Source organism: Carnobacteriaceae bacterium zg-84, assembly GCA_013874835.1.
Classification (GTDB): domain Bacteria; phylum Bacillota; class Bacilli; order Lactobacillales; family Aerococcaceae; genus WM01.
This window is the reverse complement of record CP059430.1, coordinates 1310612-1333710: the sequence shown is the minus strand read 5'-3', so window position 1 is coordinate 1333710 and position 23099 is coordinate 1310612. Positions and strand designations below refer to the sequence as shown.

At 33.2% G+C, this 23099-nt stretch carries 18 protein-coding genes and 1 pseudogene; 17 read left to right on the top strand and 2 right to left on the bottom strand.

Annotation, left to right across the window (positions count from 1 at the left end; genetic code table 11):
• Positions 1 to 97 precede the first annotated feature (97 nt).
• From parE to H1220_06225, 10 genes and pseudogenes are all read left to right on the top strand, one after another.
• Positions 98 to 2137: pseudogene (parE, locus tag H1220_06270) on the top strand (DNA topoisomerase IV subunit B).
• Between the two features lie 11 nt (positions 2138 to 2148).
• Positions 2149 to 4581 carry a DNA topoisomerase IV subunit A gene (gene parC / locus H1220_06265; GenBank protein ID QMI86679.1) on the top strand — a complete coding sequence of 811 codons (2433 nt, stop codon included), beginning with the start codon at positions 2149 to 2151 and terminating at the stop codon, positions 4579 to 4581.
• 288 nt (positions 4582 to 4869) lie between these two features.
• On the top strand, positions 4870 to 5304 hold the full coding sequence (gene mraZ / locus H1220_06260) for a division/cell wall cluster transcriptional repressor MraZ (GenBank protein QMI85323.1): 435 nt from the start codon (positions 4870 to 4872) through the stop codon (positions 5302 to 5304).
• Between the two features lie 13 nt (positions 5305 to 5317).
• Positions 5318 to 6262: a 16S rRNA (cytosine(1402)-N(4))-methyltransferase RsmH gene (gene rsmH / locus H1220_06255; protein QMI85322.1), complete on the top strand. Its 945-nt coding sequence runs from the start codon at positions 5318 to 5320 to the stop codon at positions 6260 to 6262.
• Positions 6263 to 6274: 12 nt separating this feature from the next.
• The gene (ftsL, locus tag H1220_06250; protein ID QMI85321.1) at positions 6275 to 6613 is read left to right on the top strand and encodes a cell division protein FtsL; all 339 of its coding nucleotides are present in this window, start codon (positions 6275 to 6277) and stop codon (positions 6611 to 6613) included.
• A gap of 104 nt (positions 6614 to 6717) precedes the next feature.
• Positions 6718 to 8826 (top strand): PASTA domain-containing protein, encoded by a 2109-nt coding sequence (locus H1220_06245; protein QMI85320.1) that lies wholly within the window; start codon positions 6718 to 6720, stop codon positions 8824 to 8826.
• Between the two features lie 14 nt (positions 8827 to 8840).
• Entirely contained in the window at positions 8841 to 9803 is a 963-nt protein-coding gene (locus tag H1220_06240; GenBank protein ID QMI85319.1) for a phospho-N-acetylmuramoyl-pentapeptide-transferase, read from the top strand.
• Positions 9804 to 9950: 147 nt separating this feature from the next.
• A complete protein-coding gene (locus H1220_06235; GenBank protein QMI85318.1) occupies positions 9951 to 11309 on the top strand; it encodes a UDP-N-acetylmuramoyl-L-alanine--D-glutamate ligase in 1359 nt (452 codons plus the stop codon).
• A gap of 12 nt (positions 11310 to 11321) precedes the next feature.
• On the top strand, positions 11322 to 12419 hold the full coding sequence (murG, locus tag H1220_06230) for an undecaprenyldiphospho-muramoylpentapeptide beta-N-acetylglucosaminyltransferase (GenBank protein ID QMI85317.1): 1098 nt from the start codon (positions 11322 to 11324) through the stop codon (positions 12417 to 12419).
• A 12-nt stretch (positions 12420 to 12431) separates the two neighbouring features.
• Positions 12432 to 13154 carry an FtsQ-type POTRA domain-containing protein gene (locus H1220_06225; protein QMI85316.1) on the top strand — a complete coding sequence of 241 codons (723 nt, stop codon included), beginning with the start codon at positions 12432 to 12434 and terminating at the stop codon, positions 13152 to 13154.
• 159 nt (positions 13155 to 13313) lie between these two features.
• Here the strand turns inward: H1220_06225 and H1220_06220 are convergent, their stop codons facing one another.
• The gene (locus H1220_06220) at positions 13314 to 13994 is read right to left on the bottom strand and encodes an IS30 family transposase (GenBank protein QMI85315.1); all 681 of its coding nucleotides are present in this window, start codon (positions 13992 to 13994) and stop codon (positions 13314 to 13316) included.
• Positions 13963 to 14355 carry a helix-turn-helix domain-containing protein gene (locus H1220_06215; GenBank protein ID QMI85314.1) on the bottom strand — a complete coding sequence of 131 codons (393 nt, stop codon included), beginning with the start codon at positions 14353 to 14355 and terminating at the stop codon, positions 13963 to 13965. The genes H1220_06220 and H1220_06215 overlap by 32 nt, the downstream gene beginning before the upstream one ends.
• A gap of 254 nt (positions 14356 to 14609) precedes the next feature.
• On the opposite strand from H1220_06215, the gene ftsA reads away from it, so the two are divergent.
• The 7 genes from ftsA to ileS all read left to right on the top strand — a co-directional run bounded on the left by ftsA (position 14610) and on the right by ileS (position 23011).
• Positions 14610 to 15980: a cell division protein FtsA gene (ftsA, locus tag H1220_06210; GenBank protein QMI85313.1), complete on the top strand. Its 1371-nt coding sequence runs from the start codon at positions 14610 to 14612 to the stop codon at positions 15978 to 15980.
• Positions 15981 to 16026: 46 nt separating this feature from the next.
• On the top strand, positions 16027 to 17289 hold the full coding sequence (ftsZ, locus tag H1220_06205; GenBank protein ID QMI85312.1) for a cell division protein FtsZ: 1263 nt from the start codon (positions 16027 to 16029) through the stop codon (positions 17287 to 17289).
• A complete protein-coding gene (locus H1220_06200) occupies positions 17289 to 17960 on the top strand; it encodes a YggS family pyridoxal phosphate-dependent enzyme (GenBank protein QMI85311.1) in 672 nt (223 codons plus the stop codon). Before ftsZ ends, H1220_06200 begins: the two co-directional genes overlap by 1 nt.
• A 13-nt stretch (positions 17961 to 17973) precedes the next feature.
• Positions 17974 to 18414 carry a cell division protein SepF gene (gene sepF / locus H1220_06195; GenBank protein QMI85310.1) on the top strand — a complete coding sequence of 147 codons (441 nt, stop codon included), beginning with the start codon at positions 17974 to 17976 and terminating at the stop codon, positions 18412 to 18414.
• Positions 18415 to 18418: 4 nt separating this feature from the next.
• Positions 18419 to 19201, top strand: coding sequence for an RNA-binding protein (locus tag H1220_06190; GenBank protein QMI85309.1), 783 nt, complete (start codon positions 18419 to 18421; stop codon positions 19199 to 19201).
• A 60-nt stretch (positions 19202 to 19261) separates the two neighbouring features.
• A complete protein-coding gene (locus H1220_06185) occupies positions 19262 to 19840 on the top strand; it encodes a DivIVA domain-containing protein (GenBank protein ID QMI85308.1) in 579 nt (192 codons plus the stop codon).
• Positions 19841 to 20242: 402 nt separating this feature from the next.
• Positions 20243 to 23011 (top strand): isoleucine--tRNA ligase, encoded by a 2769-nt coding sequence (gene ileS / locus H1220_06180; GenBank protein ID QMI85307.1) that lies wholly within the window; start codon positions 20243 to 20245, stop codon positions 23009 to 23011.
• The last annotated feature ends 88 nt before the right edge of the window (positions 23012 to 23099 follow it).

The following is a 23099-nucleotide window of genomic DNA, read 5'->3' as shown; positions in this document are numbered from 1 at the left end:
TAATGTGTTAAATAGAAAGAGTGAACATGTTTTTTGTTGACCAATCTTGTGAAAACAATGTATGATTGGGAAGAATATGGCAAGGAAGGAGAACAATATGGCAAAAAAAGTGACAGCACAATATGGGGATGACGCCATTCAAGTTTTAGAAGGATTAGATGCCGTTAGAAAAAGACCGGGAATGTATATCGGTTCAACAGATAGCCGTGGTATGCATCATTTAGTTTATGAAATTGTTGATAATGCTGTTGATGAAGCGTTGGCAGGTTATGCAACTAAAATAGATGTCACTATTCATCAAGATAATAGTATTACTGTAAAAGATAATGGTAGAGGATTACCAACTGGTATGCATAAGTCAGGTATACCAACTATTCAAGTTATTTTTACGGTCTTACATGCTGGTGGTAAATTTGGACAAGGAAGTTATAAAACTTCTGGTGGACTGCATGGAGTAGGTGCCTCAGTAGTGAATGCTTTATCTGAATGGTTAGATGTGACCGTCATACGTGATGGAAAACAATACTATCAACGCTTTGAAAAAGGCGGTGTACCAATCGGTAAAATTAAAGAAACTTCTGCACCAAAAAATTTAGTTGGTACAACAGTACATTTTAAACCAGATGCGACCATTTTTGGTAGAGCGGAATATGTTTACGACACACTAAGTGAACGTTTAAGAGAATCTGCTTTCTTGTTAAAAGGGTTAACAATGTCAATTACAGATGAACGGACACAGCAAACAGAAACATTTCATTATGAAACAGGCATTAAAGAATTTGTTCATTATTTAAATGAAGAAAAAGATACTCTTGGAGAAATTGCTTATTTTGAAGGAGAACAAGACGGTGTTGAAGTAGAGTGTTCTTTACAATATAATGACGGTTATTCTGAAACGATTTTATCTTTTGTAAACAATGTTCGTACAAAAGATGGTGGGAGTCATGAAGTTGGTTTTAAAACAGCTTTAACAAAATCCTTTAATGAATATGCAAGAAAAGTGAATTTACTAAAAAAGATAAAGATAAAAATCTTGAAGGTAGTGATGTGAGAGAAGGCTTAGCAGCTGTTTTGTCTATACGTGTCCCTGAAGAGATTTTACAATTTGAAGGTCAAACAAAATAAATTAGGAACACCTGCTGCAAGAGGAATTGTAGAAGCGATTGTGAGTGAACAATTAGGGTTTTATTTGATTGAAAATGGTGAATTAGCACAACAACTTGTTAGAAAAGCAATTAAAGCAAGAGATGCAAGAGATGCGGCACGAAAAGCTAGAGAAGAATCAAGAAATGGTAAAAAACGTCAAGCGAAAGAAACACTTCTTTCTGGAAAATTAACACCGGCGCAAAGTAAAAATGCTAAAAAGAATGAACTATTTTTAGTAGAGGGAGATTCTGCTGGAGGTTCTGCAAAACAAGGGCGGGACAGAAAATTCCAAGCGATTTTACCATTAAGAGGGAAAGTTATTAACACAGAAAAAGCCAATATGTCCGATATTTTAAAAAATGAAGAAATCAATACCATCATTTATACCATTGGTGCAGGTGTTGGATCTGATTTTACAATAGAAGATTGCCAATACGATAAAATTATCATTATGACCGATGCAGATACGGACGGTGCACATATTCAAGTGTTATTATTAACATTCTTTTACCGTTATATGCGTCCACTCGTTGAAGCAGGAAAAGTTTATTTGGCAATGCCACCTCTATTTAAAGTGTCCAAAGGACGTGGTAAAACAGAAGTTGTCGAATATTGCTGGCGTGAAGAAGAAGTGGAACGAGCAACAAAAAAAGTAGGTAGAGGATATATTCTTCAACGCTATAAAGGGCTTGGAGAAATGAATGCCGATCAATTATGGGAAACAACAATGAACCCAGATACACGGACGCTCATTCGTGTAACTATTGATGACTTATCGCAAGCAGAACGACGTGTGACAACACTTATGGGAAATAAAGTAGAACCTCGTCGCAAATGGATAGAAAGTCATGTTGAATTTACAATGGATGAAAGCGATAATTTATTAGAAACAGCTCAAAAAGGGACTACTGCTGTGGAACACAAAAAAGAAGTACGATTAGAAAGTACAGACACATTCGAGCAGTTAGATTTATTTGGAGGTGAGTTTTAATGTCTGACGCAATGCCAAATATTCAAGAGTTATCTTTAGAAGATGTTATGGGAGATAGATTTGGGCGATACTCTAAATATATTATTCAAGATCGTGCCTTACCAGATATACGTGATGGATTAAAACCTGTACAACGACGTATTTTATATGCGATGTACATGGATAATAATACAGCCGATAAAAATTTTAGAAAATCAGCAAAAACAGTCGGAAATGTTATTGCTAATTATCATCCTCACGGAGATACAAGTGTCTATGATGCCATGGTGCGTCTAAGCCAAGACTGGAAAATGCGTGATATTTTAGTTGAAATGCACGGAAATAACGGAAGTATGGACGGCGATTCAGCTGCTGCGATGCGTTATACAGAAGCGAGATTATCTCAACTATCTGATGAACTATTAAGAGATATTGATAAAGAAACCGTTGATTTTATTTTAAACTTCGATGATACAACTGAAGAACCAACGGTATTGCCTGCACGTTTTCCTAATTTATTAGTAAATGGATCAACAGGTATTTCAGCTGGGTATGCAACGGATATTCCACCTCACAATTTAGGTGAAGTGATTGATGCTACTGTACATTATTTAGGTCATCCTAAAGCAACTACTGAAGACTTAATGCAATTTGTTAAAGGTCCTGATTTCCCAACAGGTGCGATTGTTCAAGGGATTGAGGGTTTAAAAGAAGCCTATGAAACAGGTAAAGGAAAGGTGATTGTTCGTTCTAAAACAAGTATCGAAGATATTCGAGGCGGTAAACAGCAAATTGTCATTCATGAAATTCCATTTGATGTGAATAAAGCTGTTTTAGTTAAACGCATGGACGAAATTCGCATTAACAAAAAAATTGAAGGTATCGCAGAAGTTCGTGATGAGTCTGATAGAAATGGTTTGCAAATTGTTGTGGAATTAAAAAAAGAAGCGAATGCGGACGGTATTTTAAATTATTTATTAAAAAATACCGATTTACAAATTGCTTATAATTTTAATATGGTTGCTATAAATGAAAGACGCCCACAACAAGTAGGGTTAAAGGCTATTTTAGCTGCATATATCAATCACCAAAAAGACGTCATATTAAGACGAACACGATTTAATTTACAAAAAGCACAAGATAGATTACATATTGTAGACGGCTTGATGAAAGCATTGTCTGTGTTAGACGAAGTTATTCGTATTATCCGAAATAGTGCTGATAAAAAAGATGCCAAAGAGAATTTAAAACAAGAATTTCAGTTTAGTGAGCGTCAAGCAGAAGCGATTGTTTCTTTACAATTATACCGATTGACGAATACAGATATTACAGCATTACAAAATGAAAAACTTGATTTAAACGAGGAAATTGCTTCTTTAGAATTGATTTTAAAACAAGAAAAAGTTTTATTAACAGTGATGAAAAAAGAATTATTGGATATGAAAAAACAATATGCAAAACCACGTTTAAGTATCATTGAAGATGAAATAAAAGAAATTAAAATTGAAACGGAAGTACTTATTCCAGAAGAAGATGTCTATGTTGTGATAACAAAAGGTGGTTATTATAAACGTGTAAGCCCTCGTTCAGTGAATGCTTCAAATGGCGAAAAAACAGGACTACGTGAAAAAGATGAGATTGTTTACCAAGGTGCTGCAACGACATTGCAACATTTGGTCGTATTTACTTCTAAAGGGAATTATATTCACTTCCCAATTCATGAAGTACCCGAATATAAGTGGAAAGACTTAGGAGAGCATTTTTCACAACGTGTATCCTTGGACACACAAGAGCAAATCATTGGCGTTGTCGTGATGACTGGATTAGAAAAAGCGGATGCAACCATTACATTCGTAACAAGTGACGGTATGATTAAGCGTACACTACTAAAAGACTTTACGACATTTAGAAGCTATAAAACTAAAACAGCGGTTGCCATGAATTTAAAAGAAAAAGATGCCACTGTTGTGTATATGAGTTGTCAGTCAGAAGAAAATAAAGATGATGAAGTATTGCTTGTGACACACTTAGGTTTTGGATTACGCTATAAATTAGATGAAGTACCAGTTGTCGGTACAAAAGCAAGTGGTGTAAAATCTATCAATTTAAAACAAGATGATTTTGTTGTTGGTGCAATTACCTTTAATCCAACGAATATGTCCAAAGTACATGTACTTCTTGTAACCCAAAGAGGTTCTGTAAAACGATTGAATGTTTTTGATGTCAATATATTAGGGCGTGCAAAACGTGGATTGATGTTATTGAAAGAATTAAAAAATAAACCACACCGTTTTGTATTTGTATCGAATATTGTCACATCTGATATGGCATTTGATATTGTGACATCAACGAATAAACAAACGAGTATTCAAGCAATGCAAATTTCTTTATATGACAGATATTCAAATGGAACATCTGTAATTGATGATGGTGAGGTTGTTTCTGTCATTCAAACGACTATATAAGGTAACCCGAAGTGAACCGACTATCTATGCGATTCACTTCGGGTTTTATACTAAGATGTTAGTTTTATCATTAAAAACAAAAAGAAGAATTACTCATGCACAAGTAATTCTTCTTTTTATATATTTGTTATCAATCTGTTGGTTGTTTTTAACATATTTGATAAATAAAAAAATATAATAGAGAATGAGAGGTACTGTTTTTTAAGAGAAATACAAAAAACAAGTGGTAGAAAGTGGGGAATTGTGGTAAAATATGGTGAATGATTTCTACGTAAGGAGGTTTTTGCCGTGTTAATGGGAGAATATAAACATAATATGGATTCAAAAGGTCGTATTATTGTACCGTCAAAATTGCGTGATGAACTAGGCGATAAGTTTATTTTAACGCGCGGATTAGACGGGTGTTTATTTGGCTATCCATTGAATAGTTGGCAATCTTTAAGCGAGAAATTATTACATAATTTACCACTTGGTAAAAAAGATGCACGTGCGATTACACGTTTCTTTTATTCAGCAGCAAGTGATGTTGAATTTGATAAACAAGGTCGTATTATGATTCCGGCAACTTTACGTGAGTATGCAGGTTTGGACAAAACATGCCGTATTATTGGTGTATCAGATCGCTTAGAAATATGGGATGATGAAAAATGGCAAGTATATGTCAAAGAAACAGAAGAAAATGTTCAAACATTAACGGAAAATATATCAGAATTTGAATTTTAAAAGTGGAGGCAATATGTTTCATCATATAACAGTTTTACGAAACGAAACAGTCGATGCATTACATATAAAACCCAATGGTATCTATGTAGATTGTACATTAGGTGGTGCGGGGCATAGTGCCTATTTATTAAGTCAATTATCACAAGAAGGTCACTTGTATGCATTTGATAGAGATACAATGGCTTTAGAAAATGCTCAAATCGTTTTAAAACCATATATTGAAAAAGGTATGGTAACATTTATTAAAAGTAATTTTTCGCACTTAAAAGAAAAACTAGAAGAGCATGGTGTCACACAAGTTGACGGTATTCTATATGATTTAGGTGTGTCTTCTCCGCAATTAGATAAAATTGAAAGAGGATTTAGTTACAGTCAAGAAGCACCATTAGATATGCGTATGGATACAGAACAATTTTTAACGGCAGAAATTATTGTGAATGAATGGGATTACCATGATTTAGTAAAAATTTTTTATCGTTATGGTGAAGAAAAATTTTCAAAGCAAATTGCAAGACAAATTGAAAAAGTAAGACAAAGTAAACGTATTACAACAACGACAGAATTGGTGGATATTATTAGACAAACAATTCCTGCATCTGCACGACGTAAAGGAGGACATCCTGCTAAAAGAATTTTTCAAGCAATTCGTATTGCTGTGAATGATGAATTATCATCTGTAGAAGAATCACTAGAACAAGGTTTGTCTTTATTATCTCAAAACGGGCGTATGAGTGTTATTTCATTCCACTCCTTAGAAGATAGAATTGTCAAAACAATATTCAAAGAGTATAGTAGTGTTGAAGATATTCCAAGCAAATTACCTGTTTTACCGGAATATTTGGAACCAGATTACCAATTAGTTGTGAAAAAACCTATTTTACCAAGTCAAGAAGAAATCGAAGAAAATGGGCGTGCCAAAAGTGCGAAATTAAGAGTTATTGAACGTGTGAAAGTATAGGAGGAACAGTATATGTTTGAAACATTACTGACGAAAGCAGAAAGTTTTGTGAAACGCGATACGAAAAGAAAATACGTATTGTCAATGACACGATTTGAAAAAGTAACGGTTGTTATTATTGCGATTAGTTTTTTAATTTTAATGACAGCAGTTGTATTTACAAAGAGTAAAGTTTCTGAAACGAATGCACAAATTGAAGAAACACGACGTGAAATTGCGACAATTAATGCAGAAAGTCAAATTTTGCAACAAAAAGTGGATGATTTAACAACTTATGAAAGAATTTCATCTATTGCAAATGAATATGGATTAACGAAAGCAAATGCGGTAGTAAGGACTGTTAATAAATGAAACGGATAAAAAACTTGATAAAAACGGACTCTATTAAAATGGTGCATATTTACATGGCTTTTTTATGTGTTGTATTTATTGTATTTTTAGTTCGTTTTACGCAATTGATGGTTTTTAAAACAGCAAATGGGGAAGATTTAACGAAATTAGTACATCAAATGTATAATGGTGATGAAGTTATTCCTGCTCGACGAGGCACTATTTATGATGCATCGGGAGAAACATTAGCAACAGATGTCAAAACGTATGCCATTTATGCTGTTTTAACGGATAAGTATAAAGGTGTTGAATATGTAGAAGATAAACTAGCGACCGCAAGAGCATTGGCTAAGCATATCAATATGAGTGAAGATAATATTTTGAAATTACTCAACCAAGATAATGTTAACCAAACCGCTTTTGGAAACGCAGGTGTTAATTTAACATATCTTCAAAAAGAAAACATCGAAAAAGAATCTTTAAAAGGTATTTATTTTACGGAAAAAATTTCACGGGATTATCCAAAAGGATATTATGCCAATAACGTGATTGGATTGGCAAAAGACACACGAGAAGATACGAGTGTCGAAGCTCAGGGAAATCCTTTACAAGGTGTCATGGGATTAGAGGCACAATATAATGTGCAATTACGTGGTATTGACGGACTTGTGAATTACGATAAAGATTTTTATGGATATTCTGTTCCAGGAACACAAAAAGTGATAGAAGAAGTTCAAAATGGGAACAATATTTATACCACATTTGACAGTCGTTTAACAGAATACTTAGAAGAACAAATGTCAAAAATTTATGAGAAATATAAACCAAAATCTATGACAGCAATTGTTGTAAGACCTAAAACAGGAGATGTCGTTGCAGTTTCTCAAAGACCAACTTTTAATCCAAAACAACAAGAATATCCAGAAAATGGTTGGATTAACCAAATTGTTGAGCGTGCTTTTGAGCCGGGATCAACTATGAAAACACTTGTTCTAGCGGCAGCTATAAATGAAGGTGTATTCAGCCCTATGGAATTATACGATTCTGGAAAAATCAAAGTTGGGAGTATTGTTGTCAATGACTGGAATAGAACTGGTTGGGGTAGAATTTCTTATTTGCAGGGTTTGATTTATTCGAGTAACGTGGCGTTTGTTAATATTGTATCTCAAATTGGCTATGATAAGTGGAAAGAATATATGGACGCTTTTGGTATTGGTCGCTCTACGGAAAGTGGTTTCCCAAATGAAAATGTGGGATTAAACAGTTATGCTTCAGAAGAAGGACGAGCGAGTACCGGCTTTGGACAAGGTGTTTCTGTGACTAGCTTACAATTAGTTCAAGCATTTACAGCGATTGCAAATGAAGGGAAAATGCAAAAATTAAGATTTGTTGATCGCATTGAAAATACAACAACTGGAGAAGTGACATATACAAAAGTACAAACATTAAGTAATCCTATTAAGCCAGAAACAGCAAAATGGGTTTTAAAATACTTAGAAGAAGTTATTTATGCAGAAAATGCGACTGGGGAAAATTATAAAGTAGACGGTGTACGTTTGGCAGGTAAAACAGGTACAGCTGAAATATATGATGAAGAAAAGAAAACGTACTTAACAGACGGTAACTATTTACATTCTATTGTTGCTTTTGTGCCAAGTGAAAAACCTGAATATGTTATTTACTTTACATATGATAGACCTGAATCATCTAGAACAAGTAGTTTAGGTTTGTCTGAATGGTTTACAACGTTTACTAGCTATGCAATGAAATATTTAGGAAAAGATGAAGCTCCAGAATCACAAAAAGCGGAAGTTGTACCGTCTGCAACAGGAGCAGATGTTGAAACAGCAAAAGAAGCATTAAAGAATATTGGATTTACAGATATTATTGTATTAGGTAACGGTACAATTATTGAGAAACAAGCACCATTGGATAATCAATTATATACGCTTGATACGAAATTGATTTTATATACAGGTGGTATTGTGACACTTCCTGATATGACAGGCTGGTCTAAATTAGATGTTATGAAAGTCATGAATTTACTCAATATTCCTGTCAACTTTGAGGGAGAAGGATTTGTAAGTGAACAGAGTATTCCGTCTGGCGTAGATGTATCTACGATTACAGATACTGTAAATATCACATTAACATCACCAACTGTTAAATCAACTGCTATAAAAAATACATCGGATAAGATAGAAACGACAAGTACAACAAAAGAAACAGAATAAAGAGAGAGAAAATTATGAATATTTGGATTGAATTATTTATCATTTATTGTGCGAGCCTTACGCTAACAACAATGATGATGCCCTTTTTTATCATGTATTTCACACAAAAAAAATTAGGGCAAGTAACAAGAGAAGAAGGACCTACATGGCATGAAGTGAAAACTGGGACACCAACAATGGGTGGCGTGGCATTTGTTATTGCAAGTATCATTTCATTTGGTGTAATGGCACTTTATAAAGGATATCTTAATTTTTCAACTGGATCACTTATTTTTGTTTTAGTTGCATTTGGTATTATCGGTTTTCTTGACGATTACTTAAAATTGATTCGACAACATAATACAGGACTAACATCAAAACAAAAATTTTTATGTCAAATTATCTTTAGTATCATTTATGTTTTGTTTTATTTGTTATCCGGAAAAAGTATTTTACTATTTGCATCATTTGGTGGTGTTTTTAGTCTTATTTGTTACTTTTTATTTTCAATTATTTGGATAACTGGATTTTCAAATGCAGTTAATTTAACAGACGGTTTAGACGGATTAGTAGCTGGAACGGCAAGTATTGCTCTAGCATCGTATAGTGTGATTGCGTATCAGCAACAACAGTATGATATTTTAGCATTTTGTACAGCACTTCTTGGGGGGCTGTTAGGATTTTTTATCTTTAATAAAAAACCAGCAAAAATTTTTATGGGGGACGTTGGTGCATTAGCTTTAGGTGCGGTGTTTGCAGTGTTGTCTATGTTGTTACATGTTGAATTTAGCTTGTTGTTTATTGGTATTATCTTTGTTTTAGAAACAGCCAGCGTGATGTTACAAGTTGCCTCTTTCAAATTGTTAGGCAAAAGAATTTTCAAAATGACACCTATACACCACCATTTTGAAATGTTAGGGTGGAGTGAATGGAGAGTTGTTTTAACCTTTTGGTTTATAGGTTTGTTAGGTTCTCTTGTCTATTTTATAATTGTTTAGTATTGATAAAAATAGGATAGTGGATAGAGATAATATATCTCTATCCCTCTTATCGTGTTAGACGACCTATTTTTGTATGTTAGTACATGTATTGATATACAAAAGTTGGTAGTCATTATTGAAATTAACAGAAATTGAGGAAGAAAAATGAAACAAATTGATGATTTTAAAGGAAAACATGTTCTTGTTTTAGGATTGGCTAAAAGTGGGTATCATGCAGCACTACTTTTACATGAGTTAGGAGCACATGTCATTGTAAATGATGGTAAAATACCAGAGGATTTAACAGATGTTCATACATTACAAGATTTAAATATTCATGTTGTATTAGGAGAACATCCATTAGATTTAGTGCATGAAAAACTTGATTATATGGTGAAAAATCCAGGTATTTCTTATGAAAATAGTTTAGTAAAAAAAGCAATAGACTTAGATATTCCTGTTTTAACAGATGTTGAATTAGCTTTTCGTGTATCCAAAGCAGCTATTATTGGCGTGACAGGTTCAAATGGAAAGACAACAACAACAACATTGATTGGCAATATGTTAGAAAAAAATGCAAAAGGCCATACGTATATTGCAGGTAATATAGGTATACCGTCTACAACAGTTGCCAAACAAACAACTGAAAATGATGTTATCGTAATGGAATTATCAAGTTTTCAATTAATGGGTGTGACAACGTTTAGACCTAAAATTGCTATCATAACCAATATTTATGAAGCGCATTTAGACTATCATGGTAGTAGAGAAGCCTATAAAGAAGCAAAATTACATTTGATAAAGCAACAATCAATAGATGATTATCTCATTTTAAATGGTGATTTAGCTGAAATGAAAGACATCGCATCAACATCGAATGCACAAGTTTTATATTTTTCTAAAACAGATGATACAGCAGATGCTTATGTGAAAAACGGTAATATTTTTGTATTAGGAGAACCAATTATGTCTGTATCTGATATTCAAGTTCCAGGTACACATAATATTGAGAATGTTTTAGCTGCAAGCTTAGCTGCACGTTTGTATGGTCAGTCTAAAGAACTTATTCAACAAGCGGTTCAACAATTTCATGGTGTAAAACATCGTACTCAATTTATTGGTAATGTTAATGGGCGTCAATTTTATAATGATTCAAAAGCAACAAATATTTTAGCTACTAAAATGGCATTACAAGGTTTTAATGATAAAGTAATTTTAATTGCAGGTGGATTAGATAGAGGTAATGGCTTTGAAACATTGGAGCCTTCTTTAGAAAAAGTAAAAACACTCGTATTATATGGTGAAACAAAAGAAAAACTAAAATTAGCGGGTGAACATAAAAAAGTTGAAAAAATTATTTTAGTGGATACTTTAGAACAAGCCGTTAATACATCTTATGCATTAAGTCAAGTAGGAGATACTATCTTATTTTCTCCAGCTTGTGCAAGTTGGGATCAATTTCCAAGCTTTGAAGTACGTGGTGATGTCTTTATAGATTGTGTTTCACGATTAAATCAACAATAAGGGAGAATACGCATGAAGATAGTTTTATCAGGTGGCGGAACAGGTGGTCATATTTATCCGGCACTCGCTTTAAAAAATTATATTTTAACACAGTATCCTGAAACAGAGTTTTTATATATTGGAAGTGAAAGAGGACTTGAAAGAGAGATTGTTTCTAAAGAAAATATTCCTTTTCAGTCGATTAAAATACAAGGTATTAAACGTTCTTTATCACTAGAAAACATAAAAACAGCATGGTATATGCTAAGAAGTACATCACATGCTAAAAAGATATTAACAGATTTTCAGCCAGATATTGTTATTGGGACAGGTGGCTATGTCTGTGGCCCAGTATTGTATGCAGCAGCCAAGTTACATATTCCAAGTATTATTCATGAACAAAATAGTGTTGCAGGTATTACGAATAAATTTTTAAGTCGATATGTCACAAAAATTTGTACATGTTTTGATACAGCTAAACACGATTTTCAAAAATATGCTAATAAAGTTGTCTTAACAGGAAATCCAAGAGGACAAGAACTTGTATCCTTGGAGTATCAACAAAATGTTTTAGAACAAATTGGTTTAAAAAAAGACAAATCAACTGTTTTAATTTTCGGTGGTAGTCGTGGTGCTATGAATTTAAACAAACATTTTATATCGTATATAAACGACTATACAACAAATGATTATCAAGTTATCTTGGTAACAGGAAATGCTCACTATCAATCTGTTATAGATAGTCTTGAAACAATTCCGGATAATATTAAAGTTTTAGCATATATTGATAATATGCCAGATATTCTCCGTGCTGTTGACTTAGTTGTTTGTCGTAGTGGTGCAACAACTTTAGCAGAGTTAACTGCTCTAGGTGTAGCCAGTATTTTAATTCCAAGTCCTTATGTTACGAATAATCATCAAGAAAAAAATGCACAAACTTTAGTCGATAAAGGTGCAGCATTTATGGTTTTGGAAAAAGAATTAGCAGAAAATAAACTAGCTATACTAGTGAATGATGTGATGCAACATGAAGAGAAACAAAAAAAAATGGCACACCATGCTAAAGAACTAGGTATTACAAATGCCTCAGAACGTTTATTAACAATTATCAAGGAATGTGTTCAATCATAGATTGGAGGCTTTATGAGTAAACAAAAGAGAAAAAAACGTCGCTTTTTACATAGAGATATGACAGTCTATGAAAAAAGAATAGGATTTATTTTGTTTATCTTATTATGCATTTTTGCTTATTTTGTTGTCCCGTTTTCACGTATTTCAACTATTTCTGTAATTGGAAGTAAAGATACAGACGCACAAAGTATTGAAGCTAGTGCAAATGTGGTGCCAAACGACTTGATTTTAAGTTTATGGCTTAGACAAAATAGTATTAAAGAAAACATAAAAAAACAACAAGCGAGAGTGGCGGATGTAGCCATTCGTTTAGAGGCAGGAAATGTCTTTCAAATTCAAGTAACCGAATATGACACGATTGCCTACGTTGAACAAAATGAAGATTATTATACTATTCTATCTAGCGGTATCGTTTTAAAAGAAGAGAGTAAAAAGTATTTAGGAACAGTTCCAATCGTGAAATGGGAAGGTACTATTCAAACTTTAGAAATTATGGCTAAAGAATTAGCGAAATTAACATCGGATATTCGAGATAGTATTTCTGACATCAATTATAAAGAAAGTGATAAGTTAGCCTTAACTATTTTTATGAATGATGGGAACCAAATAAAAGCAAATTATACAAATTTCGCATCTAAATTAGAATATTATAAAGGGATGAAGTCTATTTTAGAAGGAAAAAAAGGTATTATTGACTTAACAGTAGGTGCTTACTTTGTACCATATAAAGAATAAATAAAGTATATAAAACTCCAATTGTAAAGTAAAGTGCAAAAAAACAGATAATTACTTTCTCTTTTGCGGGGTTAATAACCAAACAATAAAAACAAAGGTTTTCTAGTCAAGGCGAAAAACAAAGTGTGCCTTGACGGGAAACCTGTTTTTATTAAACTATTAATCTACCCGCAATAAAAATAACTCTGCAGGTGTACGATAACCTAATTTACGCCGTATTTTCTGATTTAAGCAGGATTCTATTTTACGAATAGTTGACTTTTTAACGGTATTGATAGATTTACCCTTAGGTAAAAACTCCCGTATCTGTCCGTTATGATTTTCGTTAGTACCACGCTCATAAGATGAATAAGGGTGTGCATAGTAAATGCTTAAATATGTCGATTCTAATTCAGATAACGAGGCGAATTCTGACCCATTATCAGATGTAATACTCTTGAAGGTTGATTTCCTATATTGTTTAAAAATATTCTTTAATGTCCGTAAGACACATTGTGCTGTTTTATCATTCATTTTACGTATAATTGTATAACGTGTTTGTCGTTCTACTAACGTTAATAATAGTGCTTCATTTTTTGTCTTCTTAAATAAGACTAAATCAATTTCCCAATGTCCAAATTCTGTACGATTATTCGCTACGTCTGGTCGATTTTCGATAGATGTACCCATATTTTTCTTGTATGTTTTGGTGTTCTCTTTTTTCGGTCGTTTTCTAATGCTTACCATTTTGGGTAAATCAATTGGTTTGATAGGGATAATACCTTGATGAACAAACGTATAAACCGTTTTCGTACAAGGGACTTTTTCATTAGGATGATTTTTGCCGATACCAATGTACAAAGGTATCAATACTATGGGTTCTATATTTTTCAGTAACTACCTGTTGTAAGTCTTTGAAAAATTGTTGACTAAATTTTTCAGTTAAATCATGATGATATTTATTTTGTTGCTTAGCTTTATAGATGTAATGGCTTGTTTCAGCGTAATATTTTAATTCGTCACGTTGGATACCATTTCGATTAACAATTTGATTAACGCTTCCTCGTTTAATTTCTCTATAAATTGTGGATACATTTCTTCCGAGTCGTTCAGCGATATATCGTATTGGCTTTTTTTCGTTTAATAACGTTTCAATTTTTGTACGTTCAACCAATGATAGCTGTTTATATTGTTTTTTTGTGTTATAATTTGTTTTAGACATGATAATGACCTTTCTAATTTTGTGGTGAATCTTAGTAAGTTAATTATCTGTCTTTTTTTGTTTTTATAACACTATTTTGCTTTTGCACTTTATTTTACAACTCGGCAAAGTATATAAAAGTCATTTATTTAGTGTAAAATACTACTGTTTTTCACGTTTTTATGGTAAAATGTATGGGTGATAGTTTATCAAAAACTATCTTTAAATGAATTTAAGAGATAAATAGCTGAAAAATCCAAAGAGGAGGAACTTGTATGATAGAAAAGTCTATTCATGTTAGTTTAGACATAGGAACGAGTTCAATTAAAGTTGTTGTATGCGAATTTGCAAGACAGCAATTAAATGTGATAGGCGTCGGAGTAGAACGTTCAACCGGTGTGAGTAGAGGCATTATTGTTGATATTGACGCAACAGTTGAAGCGATTAAACGAGCAGTAAAAAAAGCAGAACAAAGAGCAAATGTGACAATAAAAAATGTTATTGTTGGTGTACCAAGTAATCAAATCAGTATTGAACACTGTCAAGGAATGATTGCTGTTTCTAGTGAAAATAGAGAAATTACAAATAAAGATGTCGACAATGTTATTTCCGCAGCTAAAGTAAGATCTGTTCCACCAGAAAGAGAAATTATTTCTATTTTACCTCAAGAATTTATTGTTGATGGATTTGACGGTATTCGTGATCCACGAGGTATGATAGGCGTACGTTTAGAATTACACGCTCACTTAGTGACAGGTCCAAAAACAATCGTACATAATATTAGACGCTGTGTGGAAAAAGCAGGTTTACATATTTCTGAATTGGTTTTACAACCATTGGCAACAAGTAAAGTTGCTTTAACACCAGGAGAAAGAAGTTTTGGAACTGTTTTAATTGATATGGGTGGTGGACAAACAAGTGTTTCTGCTATTCATGAAGATCAAGTCAAATTCGTCTTTATCGACCAAGAAGGTGGCGAATATGTCACAAGAGATATTTCTACCGTGTTAAATACAACTTTAGATAATGCGGAATTATTAAAGCGTGAGTTTGGTTATGCTATTCCATCAGAATTAGCCCAAGATAGATATATTCCAGTAGAAATTGTAGGGCATAAAGATCCTGTTAGAATTGAAGAACAATATTTATCTGAAATTATTGAAGCAAGATTAGTACAAACATTTGAAAATGTGAAAAGAGCATTAAATAGTGTCGATGCTCTATCTTTACCAGGAGGCATTGTGTTGACTGGTGGAGCATCTATGTTACCAGGTGTTGTTGAACTAGCTGAAGATATTTTCGGTGTTCCAGTAAAACTTTATATGCCAGAACAAATGGGATTAAGACATCCAAGTTTTTCACAAGCAGTCGGTTTATTGCATTACACAGTTGATTTAGATGATATTCATCATTTTGCACAAGCAGATGTAAACACACAAAAAGTGGGATCAACGCAACAAAGTAAACCACTAGAAAAAGCTAAAAATTTAGGACAAACTTTCAAGGAAACTATTCAACAAGATGTTCGTGAATCTGAGGAAAAACGTGTCGATAAAGAAAGCGAGAATACACCTAAAAAAGAAGGAATATTTAGCAATATAGGATCTAAATTCAAAGGATTTTTTGATGCATTAGGTGAAGACTAGTTAAAACAAGTGATGTTATTCTAACAGACATATCAGGAGGTAAAATATGAGTTTTGAGTTTGATACATTAAATAATAAAGCCATTATTAAAGTAATTGGTGTTGGTGGCGGTGGTGGAAATGCCGTTAACCGAATGATTGAAGAAGGCGTTCAAGGCGTTGAATTTATTGTTGCAAATACAGACGTACAAGCATTGAGTGCATCTCGTGCTGAAACAAAAATTCAATTAGGGCCAAAATTAACAAAAGGTTTAGGTGCAGGCTCTATTCCAGATGTTGGTCAAAAAGCCGCTGAAGAAAGTCAAGAACAATTAACGGCAGCATTACAAGGTGCAGACATGATTTTTGTTACTGCTGGAATGGGTGGCGGAACAGGAACAGGTGCAGCTCCAGTTGTTGCAAGAATTGCTAAAGAAGTAGGTGCTTTAACAGTTGGTGTGGTTACAAGACCATTCACATTTGAAGGACCAAAAAGAGCAAGAGGTGCCGCTGAAGGTATCGCAGAAATGAAACAATATGTAGATACATTAGTTGTCATTTCAAATAACAGATTATTAGAAATCGTTGATAAGAAAACACCTATGTTAGAAGCATTTCGTGAAGCAGATAATGTATTACGTCAAGGGGTACAAGGTATCTCTGATTTAATTACAGCACCAGGATATGTTAACTTAGACTTTGCCGATGTACAAACAGTTATGAAAGATCAAGGCGCTGCTTTAATGGGTATTGGTGTAGCAAGTGGCGAAAATAGAATTGTTGAAGCAACAAAACGTGCTATTTCATCTCCTTTATTAGAAGTATCTATCGACGGAGCAGAAAATGTCTTACTAAATATTACAGGTGGACGTGATTTAACATTATTTGAAGCACAAGATGCTAGTGAAATTGTTGCGAATGCTTCAACAACAGATGTCAATATTATCTTTGGTACATCTATCAATGAAAATTTAGGTGATGATGTTGTTGTTACAGTTATTGCAACAGGTATTGATTCAGAACGTAATAGAAAATCAGCACCAAGAACAAGTGCTTCTTCTTATCAAGCAGGAGCATCATTAGTGAATGAGTTTGGTGGAACATCAGGATATTCATTCCAAGAAAAACCAAAATTTGTTGAAGCAGCAAAACCAAAAACAGAAGAACGTAATTTGTTTGGTGATTGGGATATTCGCCGTGAAACAAATATGCGTGATGTATTAGATGACAACAGAAACACGTCATATCCAGAAGTGTCTTATGTTGAAACAGATGTAGAAAGTGAAGATGGTTTAGATACACCGCCATTCTTTAGAAAACGTCGTAAATAATGACTATTTTAGATAATGTTGAAAGTATTCGTGAAACCATTCAACAAGCTAAAAGAACAAGTCGGTATATAGAAAATCCTCAAATACTTGTTGTTACTAAGCAACAAGTATTTGAGGATATTTCCCAATTATATACACTAGGTTTTCGTTCTTTTGCTGAAAATAGAGTAGATGCTATATTGAAACGGCAAGAGGAATTTCCACAAGAGGATATTGAATGGCATTTGATAGGTACATTGCAGACACGCAAAGTAAAAGATATTATTGATAAAATTGATTATTTTCATGCATTAGATAGACAATCGCTAATAGATGAGATAGACAAAAGAGCTACTAAATGTGTCAAATGTTTTCTGCAAGTGAATGCTTTTCATGAAGCGTCTAAACACGGGTTTTATTTAGATGAGATAGAAAATATTTTAGATTATTTACATGATAAAAAGCATATTCTCGTTGTTGGTTTAATGGTTATGGCACCATTTGATGCCGACTGTGCTGTTATCAAAAGAGTGTTTCAACAAGTAAAAGAATTACAATTAAGCATAAAAAACAGATGTATTCCGTATGCTCCGTGCTCTTTCTTAAGTATGGGTATGAGTAATGATTATAAAGAAGCAGTGGAAATGGGAGCAACGCACTTGAGAATAGGAAGTGCATTTTTTAAAAACTAATGGTGGTGATATAATGGGAATAAAAGATACTTTTTCAAAATGGTTTAAAGTAGCCGATGATGATTTAGATTACGATAATTACGGCGAAAATTACGAAGTGGAAACAGCGACTGAAGTATTACCAGCTGTGCAAAAGAAATTTGTTCAAAAAAAATACGAAGGAAAAGATATGGCTAAAATAAATATTGTTGAACCTAGAGTTTATTCAGAAGTAGAAACAATTGCTGCTTTATTATTAGAAAAACAAGCAGTACTTTTAAACTTACGTCGAGTAGATGAAGCACAAGCAAGACGTATTATTGATTATATGGCAGGGATTGCTTACGCCATTGGTGGAGATGTTCAAAAATTAAGTGGTGATATTTTCTTATGTGCACCGTCTAATATTGAAATCGAAGGTATGTTGAGTGAAGAATCTGAAGCAAATCATATTAACTTTCTAGATTCTATTTAATCCTATGAAGCATGTTTATCAACACTTTAAAAAAGATGAATATACTTTTATTGAAAAAGTAAATGATTGGAAAATGTATGTTCAAGATACCGGATTGGCGTACTTGACTCCTTTTTTAAATCCTAGAGAACAATGGATTATTGATAAATTAATTTCAAAAAGTGATGATATACATTATTTATTTTTTGGTGGATTTGAAGAAAGTGAGCAAAAGCGATGCCTTTTATCTTATGATACAACATTTCAGTCTGATGATTTTGAGATAACGGTATGTCAAATAGAGTATCCTAAAAAATTTGCAACATTAAAACATAGCAGTATTTTAGGTAGTTTATTAGGATTAGGGATAAAACGTGAGCAAATAGGCGATATTATAACAAATGGTACAGATTGGCAATTTATTGTATCTAGTCATGTTGTGTCATACATTTTGTTGCATTTAACAAAAATCGGCGCAACAAAAGTGAGTGTGAAAACCATTGATTTAAAACAGGTTATTCAACCAACATTTGATTTTATGACTTTATATGATACAGTTTCTTCTTTAAGATTAGATAGTATCATATCGAGTGCGTATCATTTATCCAGACAAAAAGCAAAAACGTTGATTGAGCAAGGTGCTGTTAAATTGAATTGGGTCGAAGAAATAAAATCAATGACAGAAGTACAAGAATTTGATACAATTTCTGTACGGGGTTATGGACGAATACGTTTCATAGCAACAAATGGTATTTCAAAATCAGGAAAATACCGTGTTCATTTAGATATTTTGAAAAATAAAAAGTAATTGTTTATTTTAAATTGATATGTTATATAATATTTGTATAGAACGAGAAGGAGGGTCAATATGTCGATTACACCAATTGATATTAGTAGTAAAGAGTTTAGTAAGAAATTTAAAGGCTACAATCCTGATGAGGTAGATGATTTCTTAGATAGAATCATGCTTGAAATGGAATCTTTAATTAAAGAAAAACGTGAATTAGAGAAAAAAATTAAATTTATGGGTGAGCAAGTAGAACACTACATGAGCTTACAAGATACATTAAATAAATCCATCGTTGTAGCACAAGATGCTGCTGACCGAGTAAAAGAAAATGCTGAAAAAGAAGCAGAAATTATTGTATCAGAAGCACAAAGAACAGCAGATGATTTAGTAAATGTAGCTGTTGAGAAAGCAACACGTATTGCCAATGAAACAGATACATTACGCAAAACAGCTATTGTATTCCGTAAAAAATTCCAATTATTAGTTGAATCTCAATTAGATTTAATTCAAAACGAAGAGTGGGATCACTTATTGGAAACTCAACCAAATCCAGTAGATACACCAACTGTTGATGAATTTTTAGACGGACAGTTACAACAACCAGTAACGGTTAATACATCAGAAATAGACTTGTCTGATGTATTGCCAATTCAATAAATATTAACACACGTGTATTGTGTATACTTAAAAGCGAGCTAATAGACGGTGAAAGATTAGTATGTCCCTATACAATATATATCAGTTAATGAATCATTTATTTTGAAGTATAGTAAAGATAAACGTGTTGCGACGTTATACGCAATAGAGTATAAAATAGGGTGGTACCACGTTTATCAACGTCCCTTTTGACGAACAGTCAAAAGGGACGTTTTTTATATTATTAACTCTGCATCAAAGTATGCTAGTAAAGAGAAAGATAAAATGTTTTGCTACTGAGAATGATGTGAATTAAATAAACATTATTCAAATGATATCAATATTTTTTCATACTAGTACAATTTATGATAAAGTCTACTATTTTAAAAATGTAATGAAACAATTTTTTAGGAGATAAAAAACATGGAAATGAAAGAAACACTATTATTAGGAAAAACAGAGTTTCCTATGAGAGGTAATTTACCTGTTCGCGAAGCTGAATGGCAAAAAGAATGGGAAGAAGACCATTTATATCAAAAAGTACAAGAAAAAAATGAAGGAAAACCAAGTTATATTTTACATGATGGTCCTCCGTATGCCAATGGACCAATTCATATGGGACACGCTTTGAATAAAATTTCCAAAGACTTTATTGTACGTTCTAAATCAATGTCTGGTTTTAGAGCGCCATTTGTGCCTGGCTGGGACACACACGGTTTACCAATTGAACAAGCCTTATCAAATAATGAAGGTGTTGACCGTAAAAAATTATCAGTAGCTGAGTTTAGAAAATTATGTGAAGAATACGCTTGGAAGCAAATTAATAATCAACGTGAAGTGATGAAACGTTTAGGTGGGCAAGCGGATTGGGATAATCCATATGTGACATTAGATCCAAAGTTTGAAGAAGCCCAAATTCGTTTGTTTGGTAAAATGGCAGAAAAAGGCTATATTTATAAAGGCCTAAAACCAATTTACTGGTCTCCTTCAAGTGAGTCCTCACTAGCTGAAGCAGAAATCGAATATAAAGATGTAGAATCTCCGTCTATTTATGTGGCTTTCCCTGTCAAAGACGGGAAAGATGTTGTTGATAATGACGCATTCTTTGTAATTTGGACAACAACACCATGGACATTACCAGCAAACTTAGGAATTTTTGTACACCCTGATTTTGATTATGTTCAAGTATTGGCAAATGGTAAGAAATATATTGTTGCTAAAGAGTTACTTGAGTCTGTATCTAAAGCAGCGAAATGGGAAACAGTTGATATTTTAAAAGAGTTTAAAGGACAATCTTTAGAATATGCTATTGCTAAACATCCATTCTATGATAGAGATTCATTAGTAATGGTTGGAGATTATGTTACATTAGATGCTGGTACTGGACTTGTGCATACAGCACCAGGACACGGGGAAGATGACTATCACTATTCAAGAAAATATCAGCTAGATGTTCTATCCCCAGTTGATAATCAAGGGCATTATACAGATGAGGCACCAGGCTTTGAAGGTATGTACTATGCAAATGCGAATAAAGCAATTTGTGAATTATTACAAGAAAAAGGTTTATTATTAGATTTAAGTTTCTTTACACATAGTTATCCGCATGACTGGAGAACAAAAAAACCGGTTATTTTCCGTGCAACACCACAATGGTTTGCGTCTATTGATAAATTCCGTGATGAGATTTTAAATGAAATTGAAAATAATGTAACATGGTATCATCCATCAGGGAAAGTTCGTATTTACAATATGGTACGTGATAGAGGAGATTGGGTTATTTCAAGACAACGTGTATGGGGTGTCCCACTACCAATTTTCTATGCAGAAAATGGAGAACCTATTATTACACCTGAAACAGTTGATCATGTAGCTAATTTAATTGGAGAACATGGTTCAACCGTTTGGTTTGAACGAGAAGCTAAAGATTTATTACCTGAAGGATTTACACATGAAGGTAGTCCAAACGGAGTCTTTACAAAAGAAATGGATATTATGGATGTTTGGTTTGACTCAGGTTCTTCTCATGCTGGTGTTTTACGCCAAAGACCAGAGTTATCATTCCCAGCTGATATGTACCTAGAAGGTTCTGACCAATACCGTGGATGGTTTAATTCAAGTTTAACAACGAGTGTCGCTGTGAATGGATGTGCACCTTATAAGAGTGTTTTATCTCAAGGATTTGTGAATGACGGTGAAGGACGTAAAATGAGTAAGTCACTAGGAAACACGATTGATCCTGCAAAAGAAATGAAAACAAAAGGTGCCGATATTATTCGTTTGTGGGTTGCTAGCGTAGACTATGAGTCTGATGTACGTGTAAGTGACGATATTTTAAAACAAGTATCTGAAGTTTACCGTAAAATCCGTAATACAATGAGATTTATGCTAGCTAATACATCTGATTTCAACCCAGAAACAGATCGTGTATCTTATCAAGATTTACGACCAGTCGATCAATATTTAGCAATTAAATTAAATGACTTAGTCAAATCAACACTAGATCACTACAACAACTTTAAATTCTCAGCTATTTATCGAGATGTGATTAACTTCTGTACAGTTGAATTATCAAGTTTTTATTTAGATTTTGCAAAAGATATTGTTTATATTGAAACAGCAGATCATCATGATCGTCGTTGTATGCAAACAGTGATGTACGATGTACTTGTTAAATTAACTAAATTATTAACACCATTTATTCCACATACAACAGAAGAAGTGTGGTCACATTTATCTGAAAAAGAAGAATATGTACAATTAGCTGATTTCCCAGTTGTAGATGTATATGAAAACCAAGAAGACGTTTTACGCTACTGGCAAGCATTCTTAACCGTTCGAGATAGTGTCTTAAAAGCATTAGAAGATGCACGTAATGAAAAAGTTATCGGAAAATCATTTGATGCCTTTGTTACAATTTATGCGAATGAAGAGTACCAAGCTATTTTAAACGCAGAAAATGTCAATGTCGCACAAATTTTAATCGTATCTGGACTAGACGTTAAAGATATTTCAGAAAGTCCAATAGATAATGCCAATGGATTGAGTGTCGTTGTGTCCCATGCAGATGGGCAAGTATGCGAAAGATGTCGTGCTATTCGATTGGAAGTTGGACAAATAGAAGACGCACCAACATTATGTCAACGTTGTGCTGATATTGTCAAAATACATTTTCCAGAAGCGTTACAATAAAAATAATAGGGTGAACTAACACTTAAATGTGTTGGTTCACCCTATTATAGTATAACATTGGTTGAAAATGATGCTAATTCCGATATAA